The sequence below is a fragment of the Roseateles sp. GW823-FHT07B05 genome (genome assembly GCF_058794515.1).
In genome coordinates, this window is the sequence record NZ_JBXAGX010000002.1 from 273,501 (window position 1) to 296,912 (window position 23,412).

Annotated in this window: 7 protein-coding genes; 3 read left to right on the forward strand and 4 right to left on the reverse strand. The window is 70.6% G+C overall.

The features are described 5' to 3' along the window. Window positions 1–8: 8 nt before the first annotated feature. Genes cyoD through cyoA form a run of 4 tightly spaced genes read right to left on the reverse strand, consistent with a single transcriptional unit; the run spans window position 9 to window position 4,137 of the window. Entirely contained in the window at window positions 9–398 is a 390-nt protein-coding gene (gene cyoD, locus AC1Q7O_RS05560) for a cytochrome o ubiquinol oxidase subunit IV (RefSeq protein ID WP_492658188.1), read from the reverse strand. Then, window positions 398–1,021: a cytochrome o ubiquinol oxidase subunit III gene (cyoC, locus tag AC1Q7O_RS05565; RefSeq protein ID WP_492658187.1), complete on the reverse strand. Its 624-nt coding sequence runs from the start codon at window positions 1,019–1,021 to the stop codon at window positions 398–400. Before cyoC ends, cyoD begins: the two co-directional genes overlap by 1 nt. 16 nt (window positions 1,022–1,037) lie before the next feature. Beyond that, window positions 1,038–3,050, reverse strand: coding sequence for a cytochrome o ubiquinol oxidase subunit I (gene cyoB, locus AC1Q7O_RS05570; protein WP_492658186.1), 2,013 nt, complete (start codon window positions 3,048–3,050; stop codon window positions 1,038–1,040). A gap of 10 nt (window positions 3,051–3,060) precedes the next feature. Continuing rightward, complete coding sequence (gene cyoA / locus AC1Q7O_RS05575) at window positions 3,061–4,137, reverse strand: ubiquinol oxidase subunit II (protein ID WP_492658185.1); 1,077 nt, start codon at window positions 4,135–4,137, stop codon at window positions 3,061–3,063. 114 nt (window positions 4,138–4,251) lie between these two features. On the opposite strand from cyoA, the gene AC1Q7O_RS05580 reads away from it, so the two are divergent. From AC1Q7O_RS05580 to AC1Q7O_RS05590, 3 genes are all read left to right on the forward strand, one after another. Continuing rightward, window positions 4,252–5,583, forward strand: a complete 1,332-nt coding sequence (locus AC1Q7O_RS05580) for an MFS transporter (RefSeq protein ID WP_492658184.1) — start codon at window positions 4,252–4,254, stop codon at window positions 5,581–5,583. Window positions 5,584–6,033: 450 nt separating this feature from the next. Continuing rightward, on the forward strand, window positions 6,034–7,779 hold the full coding sequence (locus AC1Q7O_RS05585) for a ShlB/FhaC/HecB family hemolysin secretion/activation protein (protein ID WP_492658183.1): 1,746 nt from the start codon (window positions 6,034–6,036) through the stop codon (window positions 7,777–7,779). A gap of 45 nt (window positions 7,780–7,824) precedes the next feature. Then, window positions 7,825–23,334, forward strand: a complete 15,510-nt coding sequence (locus AC1Q7O_RS05590; RefSeq protein ID WP_492658182.1) for a two-partner secretion domain-containing protein — start codon at window positions 7,825–7,827, stop codon at window positions 23,332–23,334. The last annotated feature ends 78 nt before the right edge of the window (window positions 23,335–23,412 follow it).

Genomic DNA, 23,412 nt, shown 5'->3' on the forward strand with positions numbered 1-23,412 from the left:
GGCCGGCGTCACATCGTCCGCATCGCCGCCGGATCCGGCGTCGGCATCATGTTCGCGTTCATGTGATACATGACCCACACCGAGCCGGCCAGCATGATGACGACCAGCGCCACCGTGAACAGCAGCGCCAGCATGGACCAGCCGCCCTCGACCTTGGCGTTCATGTGCAGGAAATAGACCATGTGCACGACCATCTGCACGGCCGCGAAGCCGAGGATGACCAGGCCGGTGGTCTGGGGGTTGCCCAGCACCTTGTCCATGACCAGCCAGAACGGGATGGCCGTCAGGATGACCGACAGGATGAAGCCGGTGGCGTAGCCCTTGTAGCTGACGTGGAAGTCTTCCTCGCCGTCGAGGTGGTCGTCGTGACCGTGCGAATCATGTGCATGGGCGCCCATCACATCACTCCCATCAGATAAACAAAGGTGAAGACGCCGATCCAGACGACGTCCAGGAAGTGCCAGAACATCGACAGGCACATCAGGCGGCGGCGGTTGGGCGGCGTGAGGCCGCGCTTGCTGACCTGGATCATCAGCGTGACCAGCCAGATGCAGCCGAACGTGACGTGCAGGCCGTGCGTGCCCACCAGCGTGAAGAAGCTGGACAGGAAGGCGCTGCGCTGCGGGCCCGCGCCCTCGTGGATGAGGTGGTGGAACTCGTACAGCTCGATGCCCAGGAACCCGAGGCCCAGCAGGCCCGTGATCGCCAGCCACGCGAGCACGTGGCTCTTCTTGCGCGCCTGCATCGCGATCATCGCGAAGCCGTAGGTGATGGACGAGAACAGCAGCAGCGCCGTGTTGGCGGCCACCAGCGGCAGGTCGAACAGATCGGCGCCCGACGGGCCGGCCGCGTAGTTGCGGCCCAGCACGGCGTAGACGGCGAACAGCACCGCGAAGATGAGGCAGTCGCTCATCAGGTAGAGCCAGAAGCCCAGCAGGGTGCCGTTGGGCGGGTGGTGCTCGCCGCTGCGGTCGTAGTAGACCGGTGCGCCGTTCACGTGCGTGGCAATGGTTGCAGACATGTCAGCGGTCTCCCGGTCAGGCGGCGTTGTTGGCGGCGGCAAGGGCGCGGGTGCGCGCGTCTTCGCTGCGGGTCACGACGTCGGCCGGGATGTGGTAGTCGCGGTTGTAGTTGAAGGTGTGCACGATGGCGGCGATGACGGTGGCGGCGAAGCTGACCGCGGCGATCAGCCACATGTGCCAGATCAGCGCAAAGCCCATGGCCGTGGCCAGCATCGCGATGACGAAGCCCGCGCCCGTGTTCTTGGGCATGTGGATGGCGACGAAACCGGTCGTCGGACGCTCGATGCCGCGCTGCTTCATGTCGTGCCAGGCGTCCATCTCGTGGGCGATGGGCGTGAAGGCGAAGTTGTAGTCAGGCGGCGGCGAGGCCGTGGACCACTCCAGCGTGCGGCCACCCCAGATGTCGCCCGTCGTGTCGCGCAGCTCGTTGCGGCGCAGCACGCTGACGGCGATCTGGATCAGGAAGGCCGCGATGCCCATGGCCACGATGCCGCCGCCGATGGCCGCCACGACGAAGTAGGGCTGCAGCGACATGTCGTCGAAGTGGCTGACGCGGCGCGTGATGCCCATCAGGCCCAGCACGTACAGCGGCGTGAAGGCGACCCAGAAGCCGATGAACCAGCACCAGAACGAGACCTTGCCCCAGAACGCATCGAGGCGGAAACCGTAGGCCTTGGGGAACCAGTAGTTGATGGCCGCGAACACGCCGAACACCACGCCACCGATGATGACGTTGTGGAAGTGGGCGATCAGGAACAGGCTGTTGTGCAGCACGAAGTCCGCCGCCGGCACCGCCAGCAGCACGCCGGTCATGCCGCCGATGACGAAGGTCACCATGAAGCCGACCGTCCACAGCATCGGCACCTCGAACTGGATGCGGCCACGGTACATCGTGAACAGCCAGTTGAAGATCTTCGCGCCCGTCGGGATCGAGATGATCATCGTCGTGATGCCGAAGAACGAGTTCACGCTGGCGCCGGAGCCCATCGTGAAGAAGTGGTGCAGCCAGACGAGGTAGGACAGGATGGTGATGACGACCGTGGCATAGACCATGGATGCGTAGCCGAACAGCTTCTTGCGGCTGAACGTGGACACCACTTCCGAGAACACGCCGAAGATCGGCAGGATCAGGATGTAGACCTCCGGGTGGCCCCAGATCCAGATCAGGTTCACGTACAGCATGGCGTTGCCGCCGAGGTCGTTCGTGAAGAAGTTGGTGCCGAGGTAGCGGTCGGCCGTCAGCAGCGCGAGGGCCGCGGCCAGCACGGGGAAGCTGGCGACGATCAGCACGTTGGTACACAGCGAGGTCCACGTGAAGACAGGCATCTTCATCATGGTCATGCCGGGCGCGCGCATCTTGATGATGGTGGCGATCAGGTTGATACCCGACAGCGTCGTGCCCACACCCGCGATCTGCAATGACCACAGGTAGTAGTCCACGCCGGGGTCGGGGCTCGCGAGGATGCCCGACAGCGGCGGGAAGGCCAGCCAGCCGGTCTTGGCGAACTCGCCGACGAACAGCGAGATCATGACCAGGATGGCGCCGCCCACCGTCATCCAGAAGCTAAAGTTGTTCAGGAACGGGAAGGCCACGTCACGCGCGCCGATCTGCAGCGGCACGACGTAGTTCATCAGGCCCGTCACGAACGGCATCGCGACGAAGAAGATCATGATGACGCCGTGGGCCGTGAAGACCTGGTCGTAGTGGTGCGGCGGCAGGAAGCCGGCGTTCTCGCCGAAGGCCATGGCCTGGTGGGCCCGCATCATCAGCGCGTCGGCAAAGCCGCGCAGCAGCATGATGATGCCCAGGATCATGTACATGATCCCGATCTTCTTGTGGTCGATGCTGGTGATCCAGTCGCGCCACAGGGTGCCCCAGAGGCGGAACTTCGTGATCAGGAACAGCACCAGCAGGCCGCCCAGGGCGACGGCGATGAAGGTTGCGACGAGGATGGGCTCGTGCAACGGCAGGGCATGCAGGCCCAGCCGGCCGAAGACCGGGTGGAGCTCATCAGGGTAGACGGTCATCGGACTTCTCTTAGTTCTTGGTCACGGCAGCCGCGGCGGCGGCTTCACCTTCGGGCAGGCCCTGCGGGTTCGTGGGCGTGCACAGCGCGGCCACCACCAGGCGCTCGCGCTTGCTGCCGTCCGCGGCCGCCCAGTTGCTGCGCATCGTGCCGGCCACGCCGCCCTTGCCGGCACCGCCGGCGGCGTCGATGGCCATCATCTGGCTGGCGCACATCTTCTTGCCGTCGACGCAACGGTCGACGATGGCGCCCCACAGGCCCGGCTCGACGCTGGCGAAGCGGCGCACCGGTTCCTTGGTGCTGGGCTGCTCAAGCTTCAGGTAGTCCTCACGCGTCAGCGCCTGGCCGCCGGCCTTGTTGGACTCGACCCAGCGGGCGAAGTCCTCGTTGCTGACGCCGTGGAACTTGAAGCGCATGTCCGAGAAGCCGGCGCCGCTGTAGTGCGCCGAGATGCCGTCGTAGACGCCCGCCTTGTTGATGATCGCGTGGAGTTGCGTCTCCATGCCGGGCATCGTGTAGATCATGCCGGCCAGCGCGGGCACGTAGAAGGTGTTCATCACGTTCGTCGACGTGAAGCGGAAGTGGATCGGGCGATCCACCGGCGCGGCCATCTCGTTGACGGTGGCGATGCCCTGCTCGGGGTAGATGAACAGCCACTTCCAGTCCATGGACACGGCGTACACCTCCAGCGGCTTCACGCCGGCGGCCAGCGGCTTGCCTTCCGAGATGCGGTCCAGCGGACGGAACGGGTCCAGCTTGTGGGTGCTGATCCACGTGATGGCGCCCAGCGCGATGATGATGAGCAGCGGCGCGCCCCAGATCACCAGTTCCAGGCGCGTGGAGTGATCCCAGTCCGGCGAGTAGGTCGCTTCCTTGTTCGATTGCCTGTAACGGAAGGCAAAGAACAACGTCAGCGCGATCACCGGGACGATGATCAGCAGCATCAGCAACGTCGACGTGACGATGAGATTGGCCTGTTGTTGCGCGATGTCGCCGTGCGGCTTCATCACGATCCAATCACAGCCAGCCAATGAGGCACTGGCCGACAAGACCAGGGCGCGAGCAAGGAGAGACTTTGTGGGGTACATCCGGACTTACGCGCGAGGGTTAACGATCTTGCACGTGGGACAGGAATGTAAGTTGATTGAGGCAAATCAACGAGTGGACATTTTGTCCTAGTGACCGACGGAGACAAGACCGATATGGCAGTTGCAAGCAGTACCTTCCAGGCCCCGAAGTCCGGTCCCCTGACCAGCCGCACCGACGAGGATCTGGCGCCCGGCGACATCGCCGTCGGCGTGATCATCGGCCGGGCTTCGGAATATTTCGACTTTTTTGTGTTCGGCATCGCGTCGGTGCTGATCTTTCCGCAGGTGTTCTTCCCGTTCACCGACCAGCTGACGGGCACGCTGTACGCCTTCCTGGTGTTCGCGCTGGCTTTCGTCGTCCGACCGGTCGGCACGCTGATCGGCATGGAGATCCAGCGCAAGTTCGGCCGCTCCGCCAAGCTGACCGCCGCCCTGTTCCTGCTGGGCTGCTCCACCGTGGCCATGGGCCTGCTGCCCGGCTACGCGACGGCGGGCACCACGGCCATCGTGCTGCTGGCGCTGTGCCGCGTGGGCCAGGGCCTGGCGCTGGGCGGCTCCTGGGACGGCCTGCCATCGCTGCTGGCGCTGAACGCGCCGCCGGACCGCCGCGGCTGGTACGCCATGCTGGGTCAGCTGGGAGCGCCGCTGGGCTTCCTGGTCGCGTCGGGCGTGTTCCTGTACGTCTACACCAGCCTGAACACCCAGGACTTCCTGTCCTGGGGCTGGCGCTTCCCGTTCTTCACGGCCTTCGCGATCAACGTCGTCGCGCTGTTCGCCCGGCTGCGGCTGGTCGTCACGCACGAGTACGAGAAGCGCATGGAAGAGCATGAGCTGGACCCGGCCCACCTGCACGAACTGCTGCCGGCGCAGGGCCACCACATCGTCATCGGCGCCTTCGCCGCGCTGGCCAGCTACGCCCTCTTCCACCTGGTGACGGTGTTCCCGCTGTCGTGGGTGGCGCTGTCCGACCCGCAGGGCATCGACGACTTCATGCGCATGGAACTGCTGGGCGCCGCCTTCGCTGCCGCGGCCATGCCCATGTCGGGGCTGATCGCCGACAAGATCGGCCGCCGCAGCTTCCTGGGCACGCTGGCCATCGCCATCGGCGTGTTCGCGCTGTTCGCGCCCATGATGCTGGGCGGCGGCCGTTCGGGCCAGGCCGCCTTCCTGCTGATCGGGTTCGTGCTGCTGGGCCTGTCCTACGGCCAGTCGGCCGGCTCGGTGACGTCCAACTTCCTGCCGCATTTCCGCTACACCGGTGCGGCGCTGACGGCTGACATGGCCTGGCTGCTGGGCGCGGCCTTTGCGCCGGTCATCGCGCTGTACCTGTCGTCGCGCTTCGGCCTCGGGTCGCTGACGGTGTACCTGCTGTCCGCCGTGGCCTGCACCTTGCTGGCGCTGCGCGTGAACAAGAAGCTGCGCGAGGCGGCGGTCGTGCAGGACTGACGCTCACCGCACCACATCAAGGCGGGCTTCGGCCCGCCTTTGTTTTTTCCGGCACCCGGAACAGGCGAGGCCGACAGCACAGCCAGCCTCAGGTTCGATGCAGCGCCCCACAGGTGCCGGCAAAACTGCACGCTTGGGTGCACCAACTTGGCGTCAGGGAGACGGACGACCAGCGCACGCGCCGTAAGCTTTTCGCTCTTGACGGGTTCCGCGTCGCGCATCACCTCTTTTTTGCGAAGGTGGCGCTCCGGGCCGGGTTTGCCGGCTTGCTGCTGCAGGGGCCAATTGCGCCGGGTTCCCGGGGCAGTTTCATCCATGCCGCGGGCTGGCCCTGTCTATCGTGCTTGGTGGCGAAGTTCGCTCGGACGGCAGGTCCGACAGCCCCGGCAACTCCGCAAGCCCTGGCGGCACCCGCCGCCTGGACCGCCGACCTTCTGAACTGGTGCCCACATGACTCTGTCGACCGCCGTGAACCCCTCACGCCACGTCCGCACCTCCCCACTTTCCAATTCCTCCGGCGCCGCCCCCTGGCCCCGTCGCGCGCTGGCCACGCTGCTGGCCTGCGGCCTGGCGTCGGCCGTGGCGCAGACCGCACCGCCCCAGCTGCCCCCCGGCGCCGAGCCCGGCCGCGGGCCGCTGCTGCCCGTGATGCCGCAACCTTCGCTGGGCGTGCCCCGCATCGAGGTGCCGCGCAGCGCGGCCGCCGAGCCCCCGCCCGGCGCCAGGGAGGCGAAGTTCGCGCTGCGCGAGCTGCTCATCGAAGGCGCGACCACCTTCCCCGCCGAGGCGCTGCGCCCGCTCTACGCCAACCTGATCGGCCGCGAGGTCACCGTGGCCGAGGTGTTCGAGGCCGCCAACGCCATCGAGCTGCACTACCGCAATGCCGGCTACGTGACTTCACGGGTCATCGTGCCGCAGCAGACCGTCGCCGACGGGCGCTTTCGCCTCGTCGTCGTCGAGGGCTTCGTGGCCGACCTGGTCTACCAGGGCGACATCGGCCCGGCGCGCGCCGCCGTCGAGCGCCTGATGGGCAGCCTGCGCGGCCTGCGGCCGGTGACGCTGGCCGCCATCGAGCGCCGCCTGCTGCTGGCCAACGACCTGCCCGGCATCACGGTGCGCGGCACGCTGGAGCCGGCGCCCGGCGAGGTGGGCGGCTCGCTGCTGGTGGTGCGCATGGAGCGGCGAGCCAGCGAAGGCTCGGCGACGCTGGACAATCGCATCTCGCCCTACCTCGGCGGCGGGCAGCTTGGCGCCAACCTGGCCTGGAACGCTGTCGGCGAACGCGCCGACCGCTTCAGCCTGAACGCGCGCAGCTCGTTGCGCGTCGAGCGCAGCCACTCGCTGGGCGCCAGCTACGACGCGCTCGTCACCGACGGCGGCGGCACGCTGGGCCTGCTGCTGTCGCACGCCCGCTCCAAGCCCGGGCGCGAACTGGCGGCGCTGGACGTGCGCAGCCGCGTGACCAGCGGCCTGCTCACGTTCAGCCACCCGCTGCTGCGCGGGCGCGAGGAGAACCTGCGTGCGATGGGCCAGCTGGAAGTGCGCGACGTCAGCACCGACATCGCCGGCACCGGCTTCACCCGCGACCGCCTGCGCATCCTGCGCGCCGGCCTGAGCTACGACCGCAGCGACCGCTTCGATGGCATCACCACCGTGCGCGGCACGCTGCACCAGGGCCTGTCGGGGCTGGGCGCTTCGTCCAACGGCTCCGCGCTGGCCTCGCGCGTGAACGGCCGCAGCGACTTCACCAAGCTGACGCTGGACCTGACCCGCCTGCAGCAGATCGGCGAGCGCACCAGCCTCGTCGCCAGCGTGACCAGCCAGCTCAGCCACCGCCCGCTGCTGGCCAGCGAGGAGATCGGCCTGGGCGGCGCCAGCTTCGGCCGGGCCTTCGACGACGGCGAGATCGCCGGCGACAACGGCGTGGCTGCCATGCTGGAGCTGCGCCATGTGCCGGCCGCCTGGTCGAACCAGGTGCAGTTCTACGGGTATGTGGATGCCGGCCGCGTCTGGGCCGCCAGCGGCGGCGCCCCAGTGCAGCGGCCCCGGCTCGCGTCGGCCGGTGGCGGCGTGCGCGCCAGCCTGAACCGCAGCGTCTTCGCGACGCTGGAAATCGCCAAGCCGATCAACACCGAGGTCAGGACGCAAGGCGACAAGAACGCCCGCGCCTTCGTCAGCGTCACGGCGCAGTTCTGAGAACGCCGCCCTCGCCCGCCCTCTTTCCAGTTTGAGTACCCGCCCATGAACCACCCCGACCAAGCCTCCCGCCAAGTCCTGCGCCGCGCCGCCCTGCGCGCCCGCCGCCTGCAGCGTTCGCTGCAGCGCGCCATGGCGCGCCGAGCGGGCCCGGCGGGCCTGTCGACGATGGCCCTGGTGGTCGGCTGGCTGATGGCCAGCCCGATGGCACAGGCCAATCCGACGGGTGGCGTGGTGGTCGGCGGCACGGCCAACATCACCAACACGGTGCCGGGCACGACCGACATCGTGCAGACCAGCAACCGGGCGATCATCAACTGGCAGAGCTTCGGCATCGGCGCGGGCGAGACGGTCAACTTCGTGCAGCCGTCGTCCAGCAGCGTGACGCTGAACCGCGTGCTCGGCAATGACCCGTCGCAGATCTTCGGCCGCATGAATGCCAACGGCATGGTCATGCTGGTCAACCCGAACGGCATCGTGTTCGGCAAGACGGCGCGCGTGGACGTGGGCGGGCTGGTGGCCACGACAGCCAACGTCCGCGACCACGACTTCATGGCGGGCCGCTACGACTTCAGCCAGGCGTCGCCCAACCTGAACGCCGCCGTCGTCAACGAAGGCCACATCAGCATCCGCGACAGCGGCCTGGCCGCGCTGGTGGCGCCGCGGGTGCGCAACTCGGGCCTCATCGAGGCGCGCCTGGGCCGCGTGGCGCTGGGCGCCGCACAGCATTTCACGCTGGACTTCCACGGCGACGGGCTGCTGAGCTTCGGCGCCGGGGCTGAGGTCGGCAACGCGCTGGTCGACAACAGCGGCGTGATCCGCGCCGAAGGCGGCAACGTGCTGCTGACCGCTCGCGCGATCAAGGGCGTCGTCGACAACGTCATCAACACCAGCGGCATCATCGCGGCCACCTCGGTCAGCGGCAGCGGCGGCAGCATCGTGCTGTCGGGTGGCAGCGCCGGCAGCGTGGCCGTCAGCGGCACGCTGGATGCGTCGTCGGCAGCGGGCCAGGGTGGCGTGGTGATGGCCACCGGCGAGCACATCGCGGTCGTGTCCACGGCCCGCATCAATGCCTCGGGGTCGACCGGCGGCGGCGAGATCGCGCTGGGCAGCACCGGGCTCACGGATGCCGCGCAACGCTTCGGCAACAAGTCGACCAGCGTCGTCGTCGACGCCGGTGCGCAGCTGCGCGCCGACGCGCTGGACACCGGCCGCGGCGGCAACGTCACGATGTGGTCGACCGACCGCACCGTGTTCGCCGGCGAGCTGTCGGCGCGCGGTGGCCGGCTGGGCGGCGACGGCGGCTTTGCCGAGGTGTCCAGCCTGAAGGACATCGGCCTGACCGGCAACGTCGACCTGCGCGCGCCGCTGGGCAAGAGCGGCCTGCTGCTGATCGACCCGACCGACCTGCGCATCACCGACGCGGCCTCCAGCGGCAGCCAGGACGCCAATGCCGCCGACGCCAGCGTGGCCGCCGGCGACGCCAACGCCGGCTCGGGCGCCACGCTCAACACCATCTCGCGCGGCCGGCTGGAGTCGCTGGCCGGCAACGCCAACATCGTGCTGCAGGCCACCGGCCAGATCACGGTCGACGCGATGGCCGGCAAGCTCATCAACCTCGCCACGACCGCCGGCCACGGCTTCACGCTGCAGTCCACACAGACCGGCGGCATCCGCTTCGTCGACGCGCAGACCGAGATCCGCACGCAGGGCGGCTCGATCACGCTGGAAGCCCAGGGCATCGGCAGCACGTTGAGCAACATCGGCAAGCTCACCACCAACGGCGGCGCCGTGACGCTGCGTGCCACGGGCGACATCGAACTGGCCGGCAACATCAACGCCGGCGCGGGCGCGGTGGACGCGCAAAGCACGGTAGGCGGCATCCGCAATGCCGGCGGCACCGCGCCGCTGCTGACCGGCGGCTCGGTCGCGCTGACGGCCGGCGCCGGTGCCATCGGTGCTGCCGGCAGCGCCATCGCCACGCACACGACGCAGCTGGCCCTGGAAGCCGGCGGCAGCATCCACGCCAGCAGCGACACGGCGCTGGCCAGCCTCGCGCTGACCGCGCTGGACGTCGCCCCGGGCACGCGCACCTACCAGGTGGACGCCCCAGGCCTGAGCTTCACGGTCGCCGACGGCAGCAGCCTGGCGCTGACGCAGATGACCCAGGCCGGCGGCCTGGACCTGCGCGTGACCAGCGACCGCAGCATCGACGCCGGCACGCTGAACGTGGGCAGCGGCACGCTGGCCCTCACGTCGACCAAGGGCAACCTCACCGGCACCGCCGGCAACACGCTGACGGCGGGCTCGCTGACGCTGACCGCGCAGGGCAGCCTGGGGAGCAACGGCGCGATCGGCACGGCCGCGCAGGCGCTCAACACCAGCACGGCCAGCCTGTCGGCCGCGGCCGGCAGCGGGGGCGTCTACGTCGCCAACACCGGCGCGCTCGCGCTGACGCGGCTGGCAGCCACCGGGGCTTCCAGCGCGACGGCCAGCGGCACGCTGACCGTCGGCGCCGTCGATGTCGGCAGCGCGGCGCTGACGCTGGGCTCGGGCGCCGGCAGCGTGCTGGACGACGGCAATGCCGCCACCCGCATCGCCGCCGGCAGCCTGCAGCTGACGGCTGGCGGCGCCATCGGCGCCAGCGGCAACAAGCTCGCCACCACGGCATCCACGCTGTCCGCCAACGCGGCCATGGGCGGCGTCTACCTCACCACCTCGGCGACGTCGAGCGTGCTGTCCAGCATCGTCTCGGGCAACGGCGCCATCGACATCGTCACCGGCGGCAGCACCACGCTGACCAGCCTGACCTCCAGCACCAGCAGCGCCGCCAACACCATCACCGTGGCCGCCAGCGGCACGGGCTCGTTCAGCGTCGGCACCGTCAACGCGGGCACCGCCGGCAATGTCAACCTGAGCACCTTCAGCGGCTCCATCTTCGGCAACAGCGGCAACATCACCGGCGACACGGTCACGCTGAACGCCGCCAACAGCGGGTCGGTGACAGTGCGCACCGCCGCATCGCACCTGGACGTGCAGGCCGGCTCCAGCAGCATCAGCATCACGCAGACCGGCAGCGTCACGCTGGACCGCCTCGCCACGCCCAGCACGCTCATCAGCGTCACCAACGGCAGCGGCGACATCACGGTGGGCAACGTCAGCACGTCCGCCGGCGGGCAGGTCAGCCTGACGGCCAGCGCCGGCGCCATCCGCGACGACGGCAACAGCGCCACGCGCATCACCACCGGCACGGCCCAGCTCAGCGCCAGTGGCGGCATCGGCGCGCCCGGCCAGGCCGTGCAGACCAAGGCCACCGGCCTGACGGCCAGCAGCACCGGTGACCTGCTCGTCACCAACACCGAGGCCACGCTCACCAGCCTGAGCCTCACCAACCGCCACAGCGCGCCGGGCAATGCGGGCACGCTGCAGGTGGATTCGCCCTACCTGACGTTCGACGTCGCCGACACCGGCACCTCGTACACGCTGAACCGCCTGGTCGGCGTGCCGCTGAACAGCCTGTCCTTCAACGGCGATGCCACGCTGCAGGTCGGCCAGGTGCAGGCGGCCGGCTCCGTGAGCCTGACCGCCACCCAGGGCCACATCGTCGATGACGGCAACCTGAACTCGCGCGTCACCTCCGGCAGCACGCTGACGCTGAGCGCCGCACAGGGCAGCGTGGGCAGCGCGGTCAACCCGATCGGCGCCAATGCGTCCGCGCTGACCCTGACCACGCGCGGCGACCTGTACGTCAACAACCTCAGCGACCTGAGCACGCTCACCGTCACGAGCACCCACGCCGACACCACCACCAGCCACGGCATGGCCATCACCGCGCCGTCGCTGAAGCTCAGCGTCAGCGACTCGGCGGCCGGGCACCACGTGGCCACGTTGACCGACAACACCTCGCTGACCCTGAACTTCACCAGCGACCGCGACATCACGCTGGGCCAGGTGGACGTCACGAACACCGGCACGGCGCGCTTCACATCCACGGCCGGCGTCATCAAGGACGACGGCGACAAGAACACCCGCGTGCTGGCCAACAGCACCACGCTGAGCGGCCAGGCCGTGGGCGCCAGCGGCGCCAACTACCTGGACGTGGTGACCGGCACGCTGAGCGCCACCGCCAGCGCGGGCGGCGTCTATGTGCAGTTGCCCATGCCCACCGGCAGCACCAACACCACCAGCACCGTCACGCTGGGCACCATCACGGCCACCGGCCCGGTGGCCATCACCGCGCTGGAGGGCGACCTGTCGCTGGGCGGCTTCATGACCGCCACCAACCAGGCTGTCGCACTGACGGCCTCGCAGGGTTCCATCCTCAGCCCCTTCGGCTACGGCATCTCCATCGGCACCGGCCGCCTCACGCTGAACGCGGCCAAGGCCATCGGCGCCAGCGGTGCCGTGCTGCCGGTGACCAACAGCGCCGGCGCCACGCTGACGGCGCAGGCCGGCAGCTCGATGTTCATCAGCGGCAGCGGGCCGCTGACGCTGTCCAGCCTGAACGCGGGCAACAGCATCAGCTACACCCAGAGCAGCGGCGCCATCACGGTGGGCCAGGTGGACGCCACTGCCGGCGGCACCGTGGCCATCACGGCCAGCAGCGGCGCCATCCAGAACGACAGCGACCCGGCCACCGGCATCCGCGCCAGCCAGGTGACGCTGAGTGCCGCCCAGGGCAGCATCGGCAGCGGCACGGCCATCGCGGTGAATGCGCCCAAGCTGCTGCTCACGGCCAACGGCGAGGTCAACGTCAGCGACAGTGCCACGCTGGACACGCTCTCCGTCACACGCGGCAGCGGCTCGTCCGGCAGCCTGGCCATCACGGCCGGCGCCGGCCAGAGCTTCGTGCTGTCCGAAGACGCCAGCGAGCACTCCCTGCAGACGGTGAGCAGCAGCACGCCGCTGGCGTTCAGCTTCTCCGGCCAGCGCAACGTCAAGATCGGCAGCATCGCCGTGGGCAGCGCCGGCTCGGCCAGCATCGCCTCGGCGGCCAGTCTGGTGGACGACGGCCAGTCCGGCACGGTCATCACGGCCGGCACCGTGTCGCTGACGGCCGGCGCGGCCGGCTCCATCGGCGCCAGCGGCAACGCCATCAGCCTGGCGGGCGCCACCGCGCTGACGCTCAGCGCCGGGCGCGACTTCTTCGCCAACAGCAACGCCGCGCTGACCGACCTGCTGATCACCAGCACCAACACCACCACGGCGGCCGGCACGGCCAGCGTGTTCGGCGTCAGCGGCCAGGGCCAGACCTTCGCCATCACCGACAACGGCACGACGCAGAGCCTGGCCTTCAGCGGCACGGCCCTCACCAACACCAGCTTCACCACGCGCAAGAACATCCAGGCGGGCGCCATCACCGCCACCGGCGACGTGACGCTGGCCACCAGCGGCGGCGGTGCCAACAGCAACATCAGCAGTGACAGCGGCTCGGGCACCATCGCCGGCAACCGCGTGCTGCTGACGGCCACGTCCAGCACGGCCGGCGGCGGCTCCATCGGCAGCAGCGGCACGGCGCTGCGCGTGGACGCGCCCACGGTCATCCTGGCCGGCAGCGGCAACGTCTACCTGGACGATGCGCAGAACCTGACCAAGCTCGACATGACGCTGACCCACGGCACGAACACCACGTTCGGCTACGGCGTCACGGCCGGCAACATCAGCAGCTTCGCCGTCACCGACGGCAACACGCAAAGCCTGGGCCTGGCCGTCAGCGGCGCCATGGACTTCAGCTACAGCGTGGACCGCGCGCTGAGCCTGGGCACCATCGACGTGGGCACCTCCGCCAGCGGTACGATGTCGCTCACGTCGCGCAGCGCGCCCACGGGCACCAATGCCCAGATCAACCGCGGCAGCGGCAGCCTCACCGCCGGCAGCATCACGCTGTCGGCCACCGGCAGCAACGGCAGCGTCGGCGGCGGTGCCACGCTGAGCACCAACACCCACAACCTGAGCATCGCCAGCGGCGGCAACGTCGGCATCTCCAACTCCACCACGTTGGACAGCCTGGTGCTGGATGCGCAGCACCGCACCAGCGGCAGCAGCACGCACAGCTATGCGATCAGCTCCACCGGCCTGAGCTTCAGCATCAGCGACACGCTGGGCAGCAACGCCTTCCAGCTGGCGAACATCTCGCAGAGCGGCCTGGACCTCACGGTCAAGGCCGACCGCGTCATCACGGCCAGCAACGTCAACACCGGCGCCGGCGGCAAGGTCACGCTGCAAAGCAGCAGCTATGTGCAGGGCGGCAGCGGTGCCAACGCTGGCAGCCCCAGCATCACCACCGGCGACCTGACGCTGAACGGCGGCAGCGCCTTCGGCTACCAGGGCAGCACGCCGCTGTACACGGCGGCCGGCACGCTGGGCAGCAGCCTCAGCAACACGCTCTACCTGTCCAACGCCGGTGCGCTGACGCTGAAGACCAACACCGTGGCCAGCTCGGCCGACGTGGCCAGCAGCAACAACTCGCTGCTGCAGGGCGTCGGCGGCCTGTTCACCACGCCGACGCTGAAGCTCAGCGCCAACCAGTCGCTGGGCGCCACCGGCACGCTGCTGACCGATGCGCGCCGGCTCACGCTGGTGTCGCGCGGCAACGTGGACGTGAGCAACGCGTCCGATTTGTACGCGCTGAGCCTGACCTCCACGCACGGCACGCCCGGTGCGCAGAACACGATCGCCATCACCGCGCCGCGGCTGGCGCTGGCGCTCACCGACAGCGTGGGCGGCAACGAGTACCACCTCAGCAACCTGGCCGACAGCAGCGGCCTGGACCTCTCGCTCAGCACCGACGTGGCCTTGAACCTGGGCAGCGTCAATGCCCAGGCCGGGCGCGCGCTGGCGCTGTACAGCACCGGCACCGGCACCAGCATCACCAACGACGGCAGCAGCCTGCTGACGGCGGGCAGCATCACGCTGTCGGCCGCCGGCTCCGTGGGCGCGGCCGGCGGCAGCGGCACGCGCATGCAGACCAACGCGCTGGGCCTGGCTCTCATCACCGGCGCCAACGCCTTTGCCGACAACGCGCTGGACCTGAGCAGCCTGTCGCTCACCAGCACGCAGAACGCTGGCGGCACGGCACCGGTCTACCAGGTGACGGCGCCGTCGCTGAGCTTCGACATCACCGACGACGGCACCACCCGCATCAACAACGTGGCCGACAGCACCGGCCTGAACTTCACGCTCAACACGCGGCGCGACCAGGCCGTGAGCGTCATCGACGTGGGCCGCTCGGGCACCGTGTCACTGACCAGCGTCGGCGACATCCTCGGCGACGCCGACAGCAGCAAGCGCATCAGCGCCGCCAGTGCCAGCTTCACCGCCAGCAACGGCGGCGCGGTGGGCAGCGTGGGCAACCCCATCCGCCTGTCGGCCCCGCTGACCAGCTTCGCGGTCACCGGCGCGCTGAACGTGGAGTCGGACACCCACATCGACCGCCTCGCCATCAGCACCACCCACCCCACCGTCACCTACGGCGGCGCGTACAGCATCGTCTCGACGCCCATCAGCGGCGCGGCCTACCCGCTGTTCTCCGCCACCGACAGCGTGACCGGCACCGCGCTCACCAGCCTGGACGACCCGCTGGGCCTGGCCTTCAGCTTCACCAGCGACCGCGCCATGCAGGTGGGCTCGCTGAACCTGGGCACGACCGGCACGGTGACCCTCACCGGCACCAGCAGCGGCGGCATCCTGGGCGACGGCAACCCCAACACGCGGGTGCAGGCCGCCAGCCTGAGCATGACCAGCCTGGGCGGCGCCGTGGGCGCCACCGGCAGCGGCAACGGCATCGACGCCACCGTCAACTCGGTCAGCGCCACCGCGCTGGGCGGCGGCGTCAACCTGGCGCTGCATGGCCGCACGCAGCTGGGCAGCATCTCCGGCACCGGCGGCGTCAACCTCGCCAATGACGAAGGCGACATCGCGCTGGGCTCCATCAACGCGGGCGGCAGCGCCGTCAGCATCAACAACCAGGGCGGCTCCATCCTGAGCGGCTCCATCGCCAATGCCACCACCGTGTCGCTGATGGCCAGCGGCTCCATCGGCAACACCAGCGCCGTCACCACCAGCGCCAACGGCGGCGGCACCACCACGCTGACCGCCTCGGCCAGCGCGGCCCACGGTGCCATCGGCAGCATTGCCATCAGCGAAAGCTACAGCCTGTTCGCCTCGTCCGTCACGGCGCCCGCCGGCGTGACGCTGAGCAGCGGCTACGGCCTGCTGGCCGGCACCATCACCAGCGGCGGCGCGGTGGACCTGAGTTCATCGCAAGGCAGCATCAACGGCAGCGGCGGCAACCTCATCACCGGCACCCGCGTCAGCCTGTCGGCCCGCTACGGCACGGGCAACGGCATCGGCAACAGCGAGGTGCGCCTGAACGTCAACACGCCGCAACTGGTGCTGAACACGCCGGGCAGCGTCTACGTGACCGACACCGCCGACCTGAACCTGCTGACGGTGGACCGCACCAACTATTCCGCCAACGGCAGCAGCGGCACGCTCAGCGTCATCGCCAGCGGCCTGACCTTCAGCGCCACCGACAGCGGCAACACCACCACCCTCACCAACCTGAGCGACGGCACCGGGCTGGACTTCACCTACCTGGGCGTCGGCTCCCTGTCCGTGGGCAGCCTGGATGTGGGCGCCGGCAGCATGCTGCTGCAGGCCTACCTGAGCAGCGGCGACGGCAACATCAACGCCGTCAACAACAGCTCACTGATCACCGCCGGCGCGCTGACGCTGCAGGCCTACGGCTCGGGCAGCAACATCGGCAGCAGCGTCACGCCGCTGAACCTGGCCGTGGGCGGCGTCACGGCCAGCTCGGGCACCGGCGGCATGGTGCTGCGGCAAGCCGGCTCGCTGAACCTGGCCAGCCTTAGCACCACGGGCGACCTGGCGGTCACGGCCACCAGCGGCGACCTGACGCTGGGCACGCTGAGCTACGGCAGCGCCAAGACGCTGAGCCTGACCGCCAGCGGCGGCAGCATCCTCGCGGGCGGCGGCACGCTGACCGGCGGCGGCGCCAGCGCGGCCATCACGCTCAGCGCGGCCAACGGCATCGGCACCGAGCTGGCGCCGGTGCTGGTGAACGCGTCGGCCGGCCACACGGTCAACGCCAGCGTCACCGGCACGGGCTCGCTGAACCTGAACAGCCTGGGCACGCTCAACGGCGGCCTGACCACGGCTGTGAACAACGGCGCCACGCGCATTGCCGCCGCGGGCAACATCCGCCTGCAGTCCATCAGCACGGCCACCGACGCCGCCGGCAACGACATCCGCGTCACCGCGCGCGCCGGCGACATCACCGTCGTCAACGTCTCGGGCGGCGCCAACGCCAGCCACAACGGCGTCAACCTGACGGCCAGCGCCGGGCGCGTGCTGGCCACCGCCGGCAGCACGCTGCAAGGCCATGATGTGCGCGTGTTCGGCGCCACGGGCGTCGGCACGTCCGGCCAGCGCCTCAGCGCCAGTGGCCAGCGCGTCAACGTCGAGAGCGGCGGCGGCGCGATCTACCTGGACGTGAACGCACCGTCGGTGCTGACGGGCGTCAGCTCCAACGGCGGCCTGATCGACATCAGCACCTCGGCCGACCTGCTGCTGGCCAACGCCGCCTCCAACGGAGGCGCCATCGTCGTCACCGGCACCGCCGCCAACGTCGACCTGATCGCCGGCAACATCAACGCGGGCAGCGGCAACGTGACGCTGGCCTCGGCGTCCAGCGGCGGCACCGTGCAGGACGACGGCAACGCGGCCACGCGCATCGCCGGCAACAGCGTGACGTTGACCGGCACGGCCGGCGTGGGCAGCGCCTTGCAGCCCGTGCAGACCAGCGCCGCCACGCTGACCGCCAGCAGCGGCAACGGCATCCATATCGATGACGACCGCAGCGCCGGCGTCAACCTGGCCTCCATCGTCGCCACCGGCGGCGCGGTGTCCGTGAGCAGCGCCGGCCCGACCGTGGCCACGCTCGTGCGGGCAGGCGCCGACAGCGCCGGCAACAACGTCACGCTGGCCACCAGCAGCGGCGACCTCACGCTCGTCAGCGTCAGCGCAGGCGCAAACCAGGGCGCGGTCAACCTCGCGGCGGCCGGCTCCATCCTGGCCAGCGGCAGCGGCACCCATGTCAGCGGCCACAGCGCCACGCTGGCGGCGGGCGCGGACATCGGTGCCGTCACCGACCTCGCCACCGGCGCAGGCGCGCCCGTCCAGCTCGACGTCGGCGCCATCACCTCGCTGAGCTCCAGCGGCAGCAACCGCGTGGTCTCGGTGCTCAACACCGGCAGCACTGCGCTGAGCCTGGGCGGCGGGGCGCTGAGCCTGGGCAGCGGCAGCTCGGCCTACATCGCCACGGCCGGCAACCTGGACGTCAGCGCCGGCATCGCGCTGGCCAACGGCAACCTCGCCCTGACGGCCGGCGGCACGCTGCTGCTGCCCACCACGGCGATCTCCACCGCCGGCACCGTACGCCTGAGCGGCGGCACAGACATCCTCACCAGCGCCAGCGGTGCGGCCGCGCGCGAACTGCGGGTCAACGCCGCCAGCCTGGTGCTGGCCAGCGGCGCGGCGGGTGGCGACACCCGGCTCATCACCTCGGTGGGCAGCATCGACGCCATGCTCGCCGGCGCGGGCAGCCTGAGCGTCCAGAACACCGGCACGCTCACCAGCGCCATGCTGGCGACGGTCAACGGCGACATCACCGCCACCAGCAGCACCGGCATGATGGCCGGCCTGGTGGTGGCCGGCGGCAGCGGCCGGGCCATCAACCTGACCGCCACCGCGGGCGACCTGACGGTGGGCACCGTCGACGCCGGCAGCAACGGCAGCATCACGCTGTCCGCGGCGCAAGGCAGCCTGTCGGGCGCCTCGCCCACGCTGACCGCCAGCACGCTGGACCTGACCAGCGGCAACGGCATCGGCAGCAGCGGCGCCGCCTTCGGCGTGAACGCGGCGAACGTCAGCGCGCAGGTGACCGGCACGGGCGGCATCTACCTGTCGTCCGGCTCGGCCCTGACGCTGGGCAACCTGGCCACCCACGATGGCGACATCGCCATCACGGCGGCCGGCAACGTCACGGCCGGCGCCGTGAGCGCCGGCCAGAGCGGCAACGTCGCGCTGACGTCCACCGGCGGCAACGTGACGCTGTCGCAGGCCTTCAGCAACCTCGGTGCCGACAGCAGCCGCTCTGCCCTCACCGTGCAGGGCCAGCAGATCTTGCTGAACGGCGGCAGCGTGGCCACCAGCGGCACGCAGACCTACAGCGGCGCCGTCATCCTCGGCGCCGACACGACGCTGACGGCCAGCGGCGTCGGCTTCGCTGGCAGCGTGGACGGCGCACGCGCGCTGACCGTCAACGCCGGTGCGGCCGGCGCCAGCTTTGCCGGCACCGTGGGTGCCACCACCCGCCTGGCTGCGCTGGCCATCAACAGCCCGGGCGCCACGACCTTCGGCGCGGCGGTGCGCGCGGCCTCGGTCACCACCGATGCGGCCGGCAGCCTGCAGCTCAACGGCGGCTCGGTCGACACCACCGGCGCTCAGAGCTACGGCGAACGCGCCGTGCTGGGCGCCAACACGACGCTGACCGGCAGCACCGTCAGCCTGGCCGCCGGCGCCGATGGCGCACAACAGCTGGCGATTGCCGGCAACGCCGTGCTCGGCGCGCTGGGTGCCGACCAGGCGCTGGCTGGCTTCACGGTCAGCGGCAGCAGCGCGCTGGGCGGCAACGTCACGACCACCGGCTCGCAGGCTTACGCTGGCGCCGTCACGCTCGCCGGCAACAGCACGCTCAGTGCATCTGGCCTGAGCTTCGGCAGCACCGTCGACGGCGCTCGCGACCTCACCGTCAACGCCGGTACCGGCAATGTCGCCTTCACCCAGGCGGTGGGCGGCATCACGCGCCTGGCCAACCTCGTCGTCAACAGCAGTGGCGAGACCCGCCTGGCGGCACCCATCCGCGCGGCCTCCGTCACCACCGACGCGCCGGGCGCGCTGGTTCTCGCGGCAGCGGTCAACACCACCGGCGCGCAGACCTACGGCGAACGCGCCCTGCTGGCCGCCGACACCACGCTGACCGGCAGCACGCTGACGCTGTCGCAAGGCGCGGACGGCGCCCAGGCGCTGACCCTCGCCGGCAACGCCCAGCTGGGCGGCGCCATCGGTGCCCAGCAAGCGCTGAACAGCCTGACCGTCTCGGGCAGCAGCGCCCTCAGCGGCGGTGCCGTCACCACCACCGGCACCCAGGCCTACGGCGGCGCCGTCACCCTCGGCGCCGACACGACGCTGATCGCCTCCGGCATCGGCTTCGGCTTCGGCAGCACCATCGACGGCGCGCAGGCGCTGACCGTCAACGCCGGCGCGGCCGGTGCCAGCTTTGCCGGCGCCGTGGGCGCCACCACCCGCCTGGCTGCGCTGGCCATCAACAGCCCGGGCGCCACGACCTTCGGCGCGGCGGTGCGTGCGGCCTCGGTCACCACCGACGCGGCGGGCAGCCTGCAGCTCAGCGGCGGCTCGGTGGACACCACCGGCGCGCAAAGCTACGGCGAACGCGCCGTGCTGGGCGCCAACACGACGCTGACCGGCAGCACCGTCAGCCTGGCTGCCGGCGCCGATGGCGCACAACAGCTGGCGATTGCCGGCAACGCTGTGCTCGGCACGCTGGGCGCCAACCAGGCGCTGGGCAGCGTCACCGTCAGCGGCAACAGCGCACTGGGCGGCAACGTCACGACCACCGGCACACAGGGCTACGCCGGCGCCGTCACGCTCGCCGGCAACAGCACGCTGAGTGCATCGGGCCTGAGCTTCGGCAGCACCGTCGACGGCGCGCGCGACCTCACCCTGAACGCCGGCACCGGCAACGTGGCCTTCACCCAGGCGGTGGGCGGCAACACGCGCCTGGCCAACCTCGTCATCAACAGCAGTGGCGAGACGCGCCTGGCGGCGCCCATCCGCGCCGCGTCACTCAACACCGACGCCGCGGGCACGCTGGTGCTGGCCAGCACGGTCGACACCACCGGCGCGCAGGCCTACGGCGAGCGCGCCGTGCTGGCCGCCGACACCACGCTGACCGGCAGCACACTCACGCTGTCGCAAGGCGCAGATGCCACAACAGCGGGCGCCCAGGCGCTGACCCTCACCGGCAACGCCCAGCTGGGCGGCGCCATCGGTGCGCAGCAAGCGCTGAACAGCCTGACCGTCTCGGGCAACACCGCGCTCAATGGCGGCAGCATGGCCACCACCGGCGCGCAGGCCTACGGCGGCGCTGTCACCCTCGGCGCCGACACGGTGCTGACGGCCAGCGGCCTGAACTTCGGCGCGACGGTCGACGGCACGCAGGCGCTCACCGCCAACGCCGGTGCGGCTGGCGTCACCTTCACTGGCGCCGTCGGCGCGACCGCCCGCCTGGGCGCGTTGACGGTGACCACCCCGGGCGTCACCACGCTGGGTGCCGCCGTGCGCGCAGCCTCGCTGGCCACCGACGCGGCCGGCAGCCTGCGGGTCAACGGCGGCACGGTCGACACCACCGGCGCGCAGAGTTACGGCGAACGTGCCGTGCTGGGCGCCAACACGACGCTGACCGGCAGCACCGTCAGCCTGGCTGCCGGCGCCAATGGCGCACAACAGCTGGCGATTGCCGGCAACGCCGTGCTCGGCGCGCTGGGTGCCGACCAGGCGCTGGCTGGCCTCACGGTCAGCGGCAGCAGCGCGCTGGGCGGCAACGTCACGACCACCGGCACGCAGAGCTACGGCGGGGCCGTCACGCTCACCGCCAACAGCACGCTGAGCGCATCGGGCCTGAGCTTCGGTAACACCGTCGACGGCGCCCGCGACCTCACCGTCAACGCCGGCACCGGCAATGTCGCCTTCACCCAGGCGGTGGGCGGCACCACGCGCCTGGCCAACCTCGTCGTCAACAGCAGTGGCGAGACCCGCCTGGCGGCACCCATCCGCGCGGCCTCCGTCACCACCGACGCGCCGGGCACGCTGGTTCTCGCGGCAGCGGTCAACACCACCGGCGCCCAGACCTACGGCGAACGCGCCGTGCTGGCCGCCGACACCACGCTGACCGGCAGCACGCTGACGCTGTCGCAAGGCGCAGATGCCACCACAGCGGGCGCCCAGGCGCTGACCCTCGCCGGCAACGCCCAGCTAGGCGGCGCCATCGGTGCGCAGCAAGCGCTGAACAGCCTGACCGTCTCGGGCAACACCGCGCTCAACGGCGCCAGCGTGGCCACCACCGGCGCGCAGGCCTACGGCGGCGCCGTGACGCTGGGCGCCGACACGACGCTGATCGCCTCCGGCATCGGCTTCGGCAGCACCATCGATGGCGCGCAGGCGCTGACCGTGCGCAGCGGCGCAGGTGGCCAGCGCTTCGATCAGGCCGTCGGCGGCCAGACGCGCCTGGGCGCCCTCGTCATCAACAGCAGCGGCGAGACGCGCCTGGCGGCGCCCATCCGCGCGGCGTCACTCACCACCGACGCCGCGGGCACGCTGGTGCTGGCCGGCACGGTCGACACCACCGGCGCGCAAAGCTACGGCGAGCGCGCCGTGCTGGCCGCCGACGTCGCGTTGACCGGCAGCAGCGTCACGCTGGCCGCCGGTGCCGACGCGACGACGGCGGGTGGGCAGAGCGCCACCATCACCGGCAACACGGTGATCGGCGGCGCGGTCGGCGCCGTCCAGGCGCTGAACCTGCTGCGCATCAACGGCGCCTTGACGGCGCCTGGCGCCCAGGGCCTGCAGCTGACGGGTCACAGCTTCGCCTTCAGCGATGCCGTGACGGCCACGCTGGGCGGCATCACGCTGACCAACACCAATGCATCGGGCACCGTCAGCTTCGCCGCCAACGGCCCGGTGCAGGCCGCCACGGGCTTCCAGCAGACGGGCGGCGCCTCGGTGCTGCTGCCGTCGCTGATGACCGTCACGGCGGGGCCGATCAGCATCGCCGCACCGGCATCCCTGCCGACGGGCATTGCCAGCATCAGCGCCCAGGGCGACATCACGCTGCGCGGCCTGTCGGGCCCGTCCACAGCGCTGACGCTGACGGCCGGTGGCGGCGCCATCCGCGCCGGCCTGGCCGATGCCGACCCCGTCAACAAGGTCAGCCTCGGCAGCCTGGCCGTGGTGTCGGCCGCGTCGGCGCAGCTGTACGGCGGCCTGGGCAGTTCCACCGGCGCGCTGGCGGCCTCGCGGGTCAACAGCACGCTGGCCGGCGTGCCGTACTTCTTCAACGACACGCCGTGGGGCCCCCTCGAGGTCATCAACAGCCTGGTCTCGACGATGGTGCCGCTCGGCGTGGTGCCGAGCACGCCGGGCGTCACGCCACTCTTCACCGGCGTGGTGGACCGTGGCGGCGTGGCGCCCAATGTGCTGGGGGCCTACGCGTCACCGCAGGTTCTCACGGTGACGCCGCTGGCTACGTCGCTGCCCCTGGTGCCCCTGGTGCCCGGCCAGTCCCGGACGCAGAACGGGCAGGAACGCGGTGCCGCCGAGCAGCCGCGCCCGGTCTGCAGCACGGCTGCGCAGAACGGCAACACCACGCGCGTCGCGACGGAGCAATGCCGCTGAGGAGCCTGGCTTCGTGACCCAAAGGCGGGCTCGGCCCGCCTTTGTTTTGCGCCGACAGTTTCCTTATTCGGAAAGTTT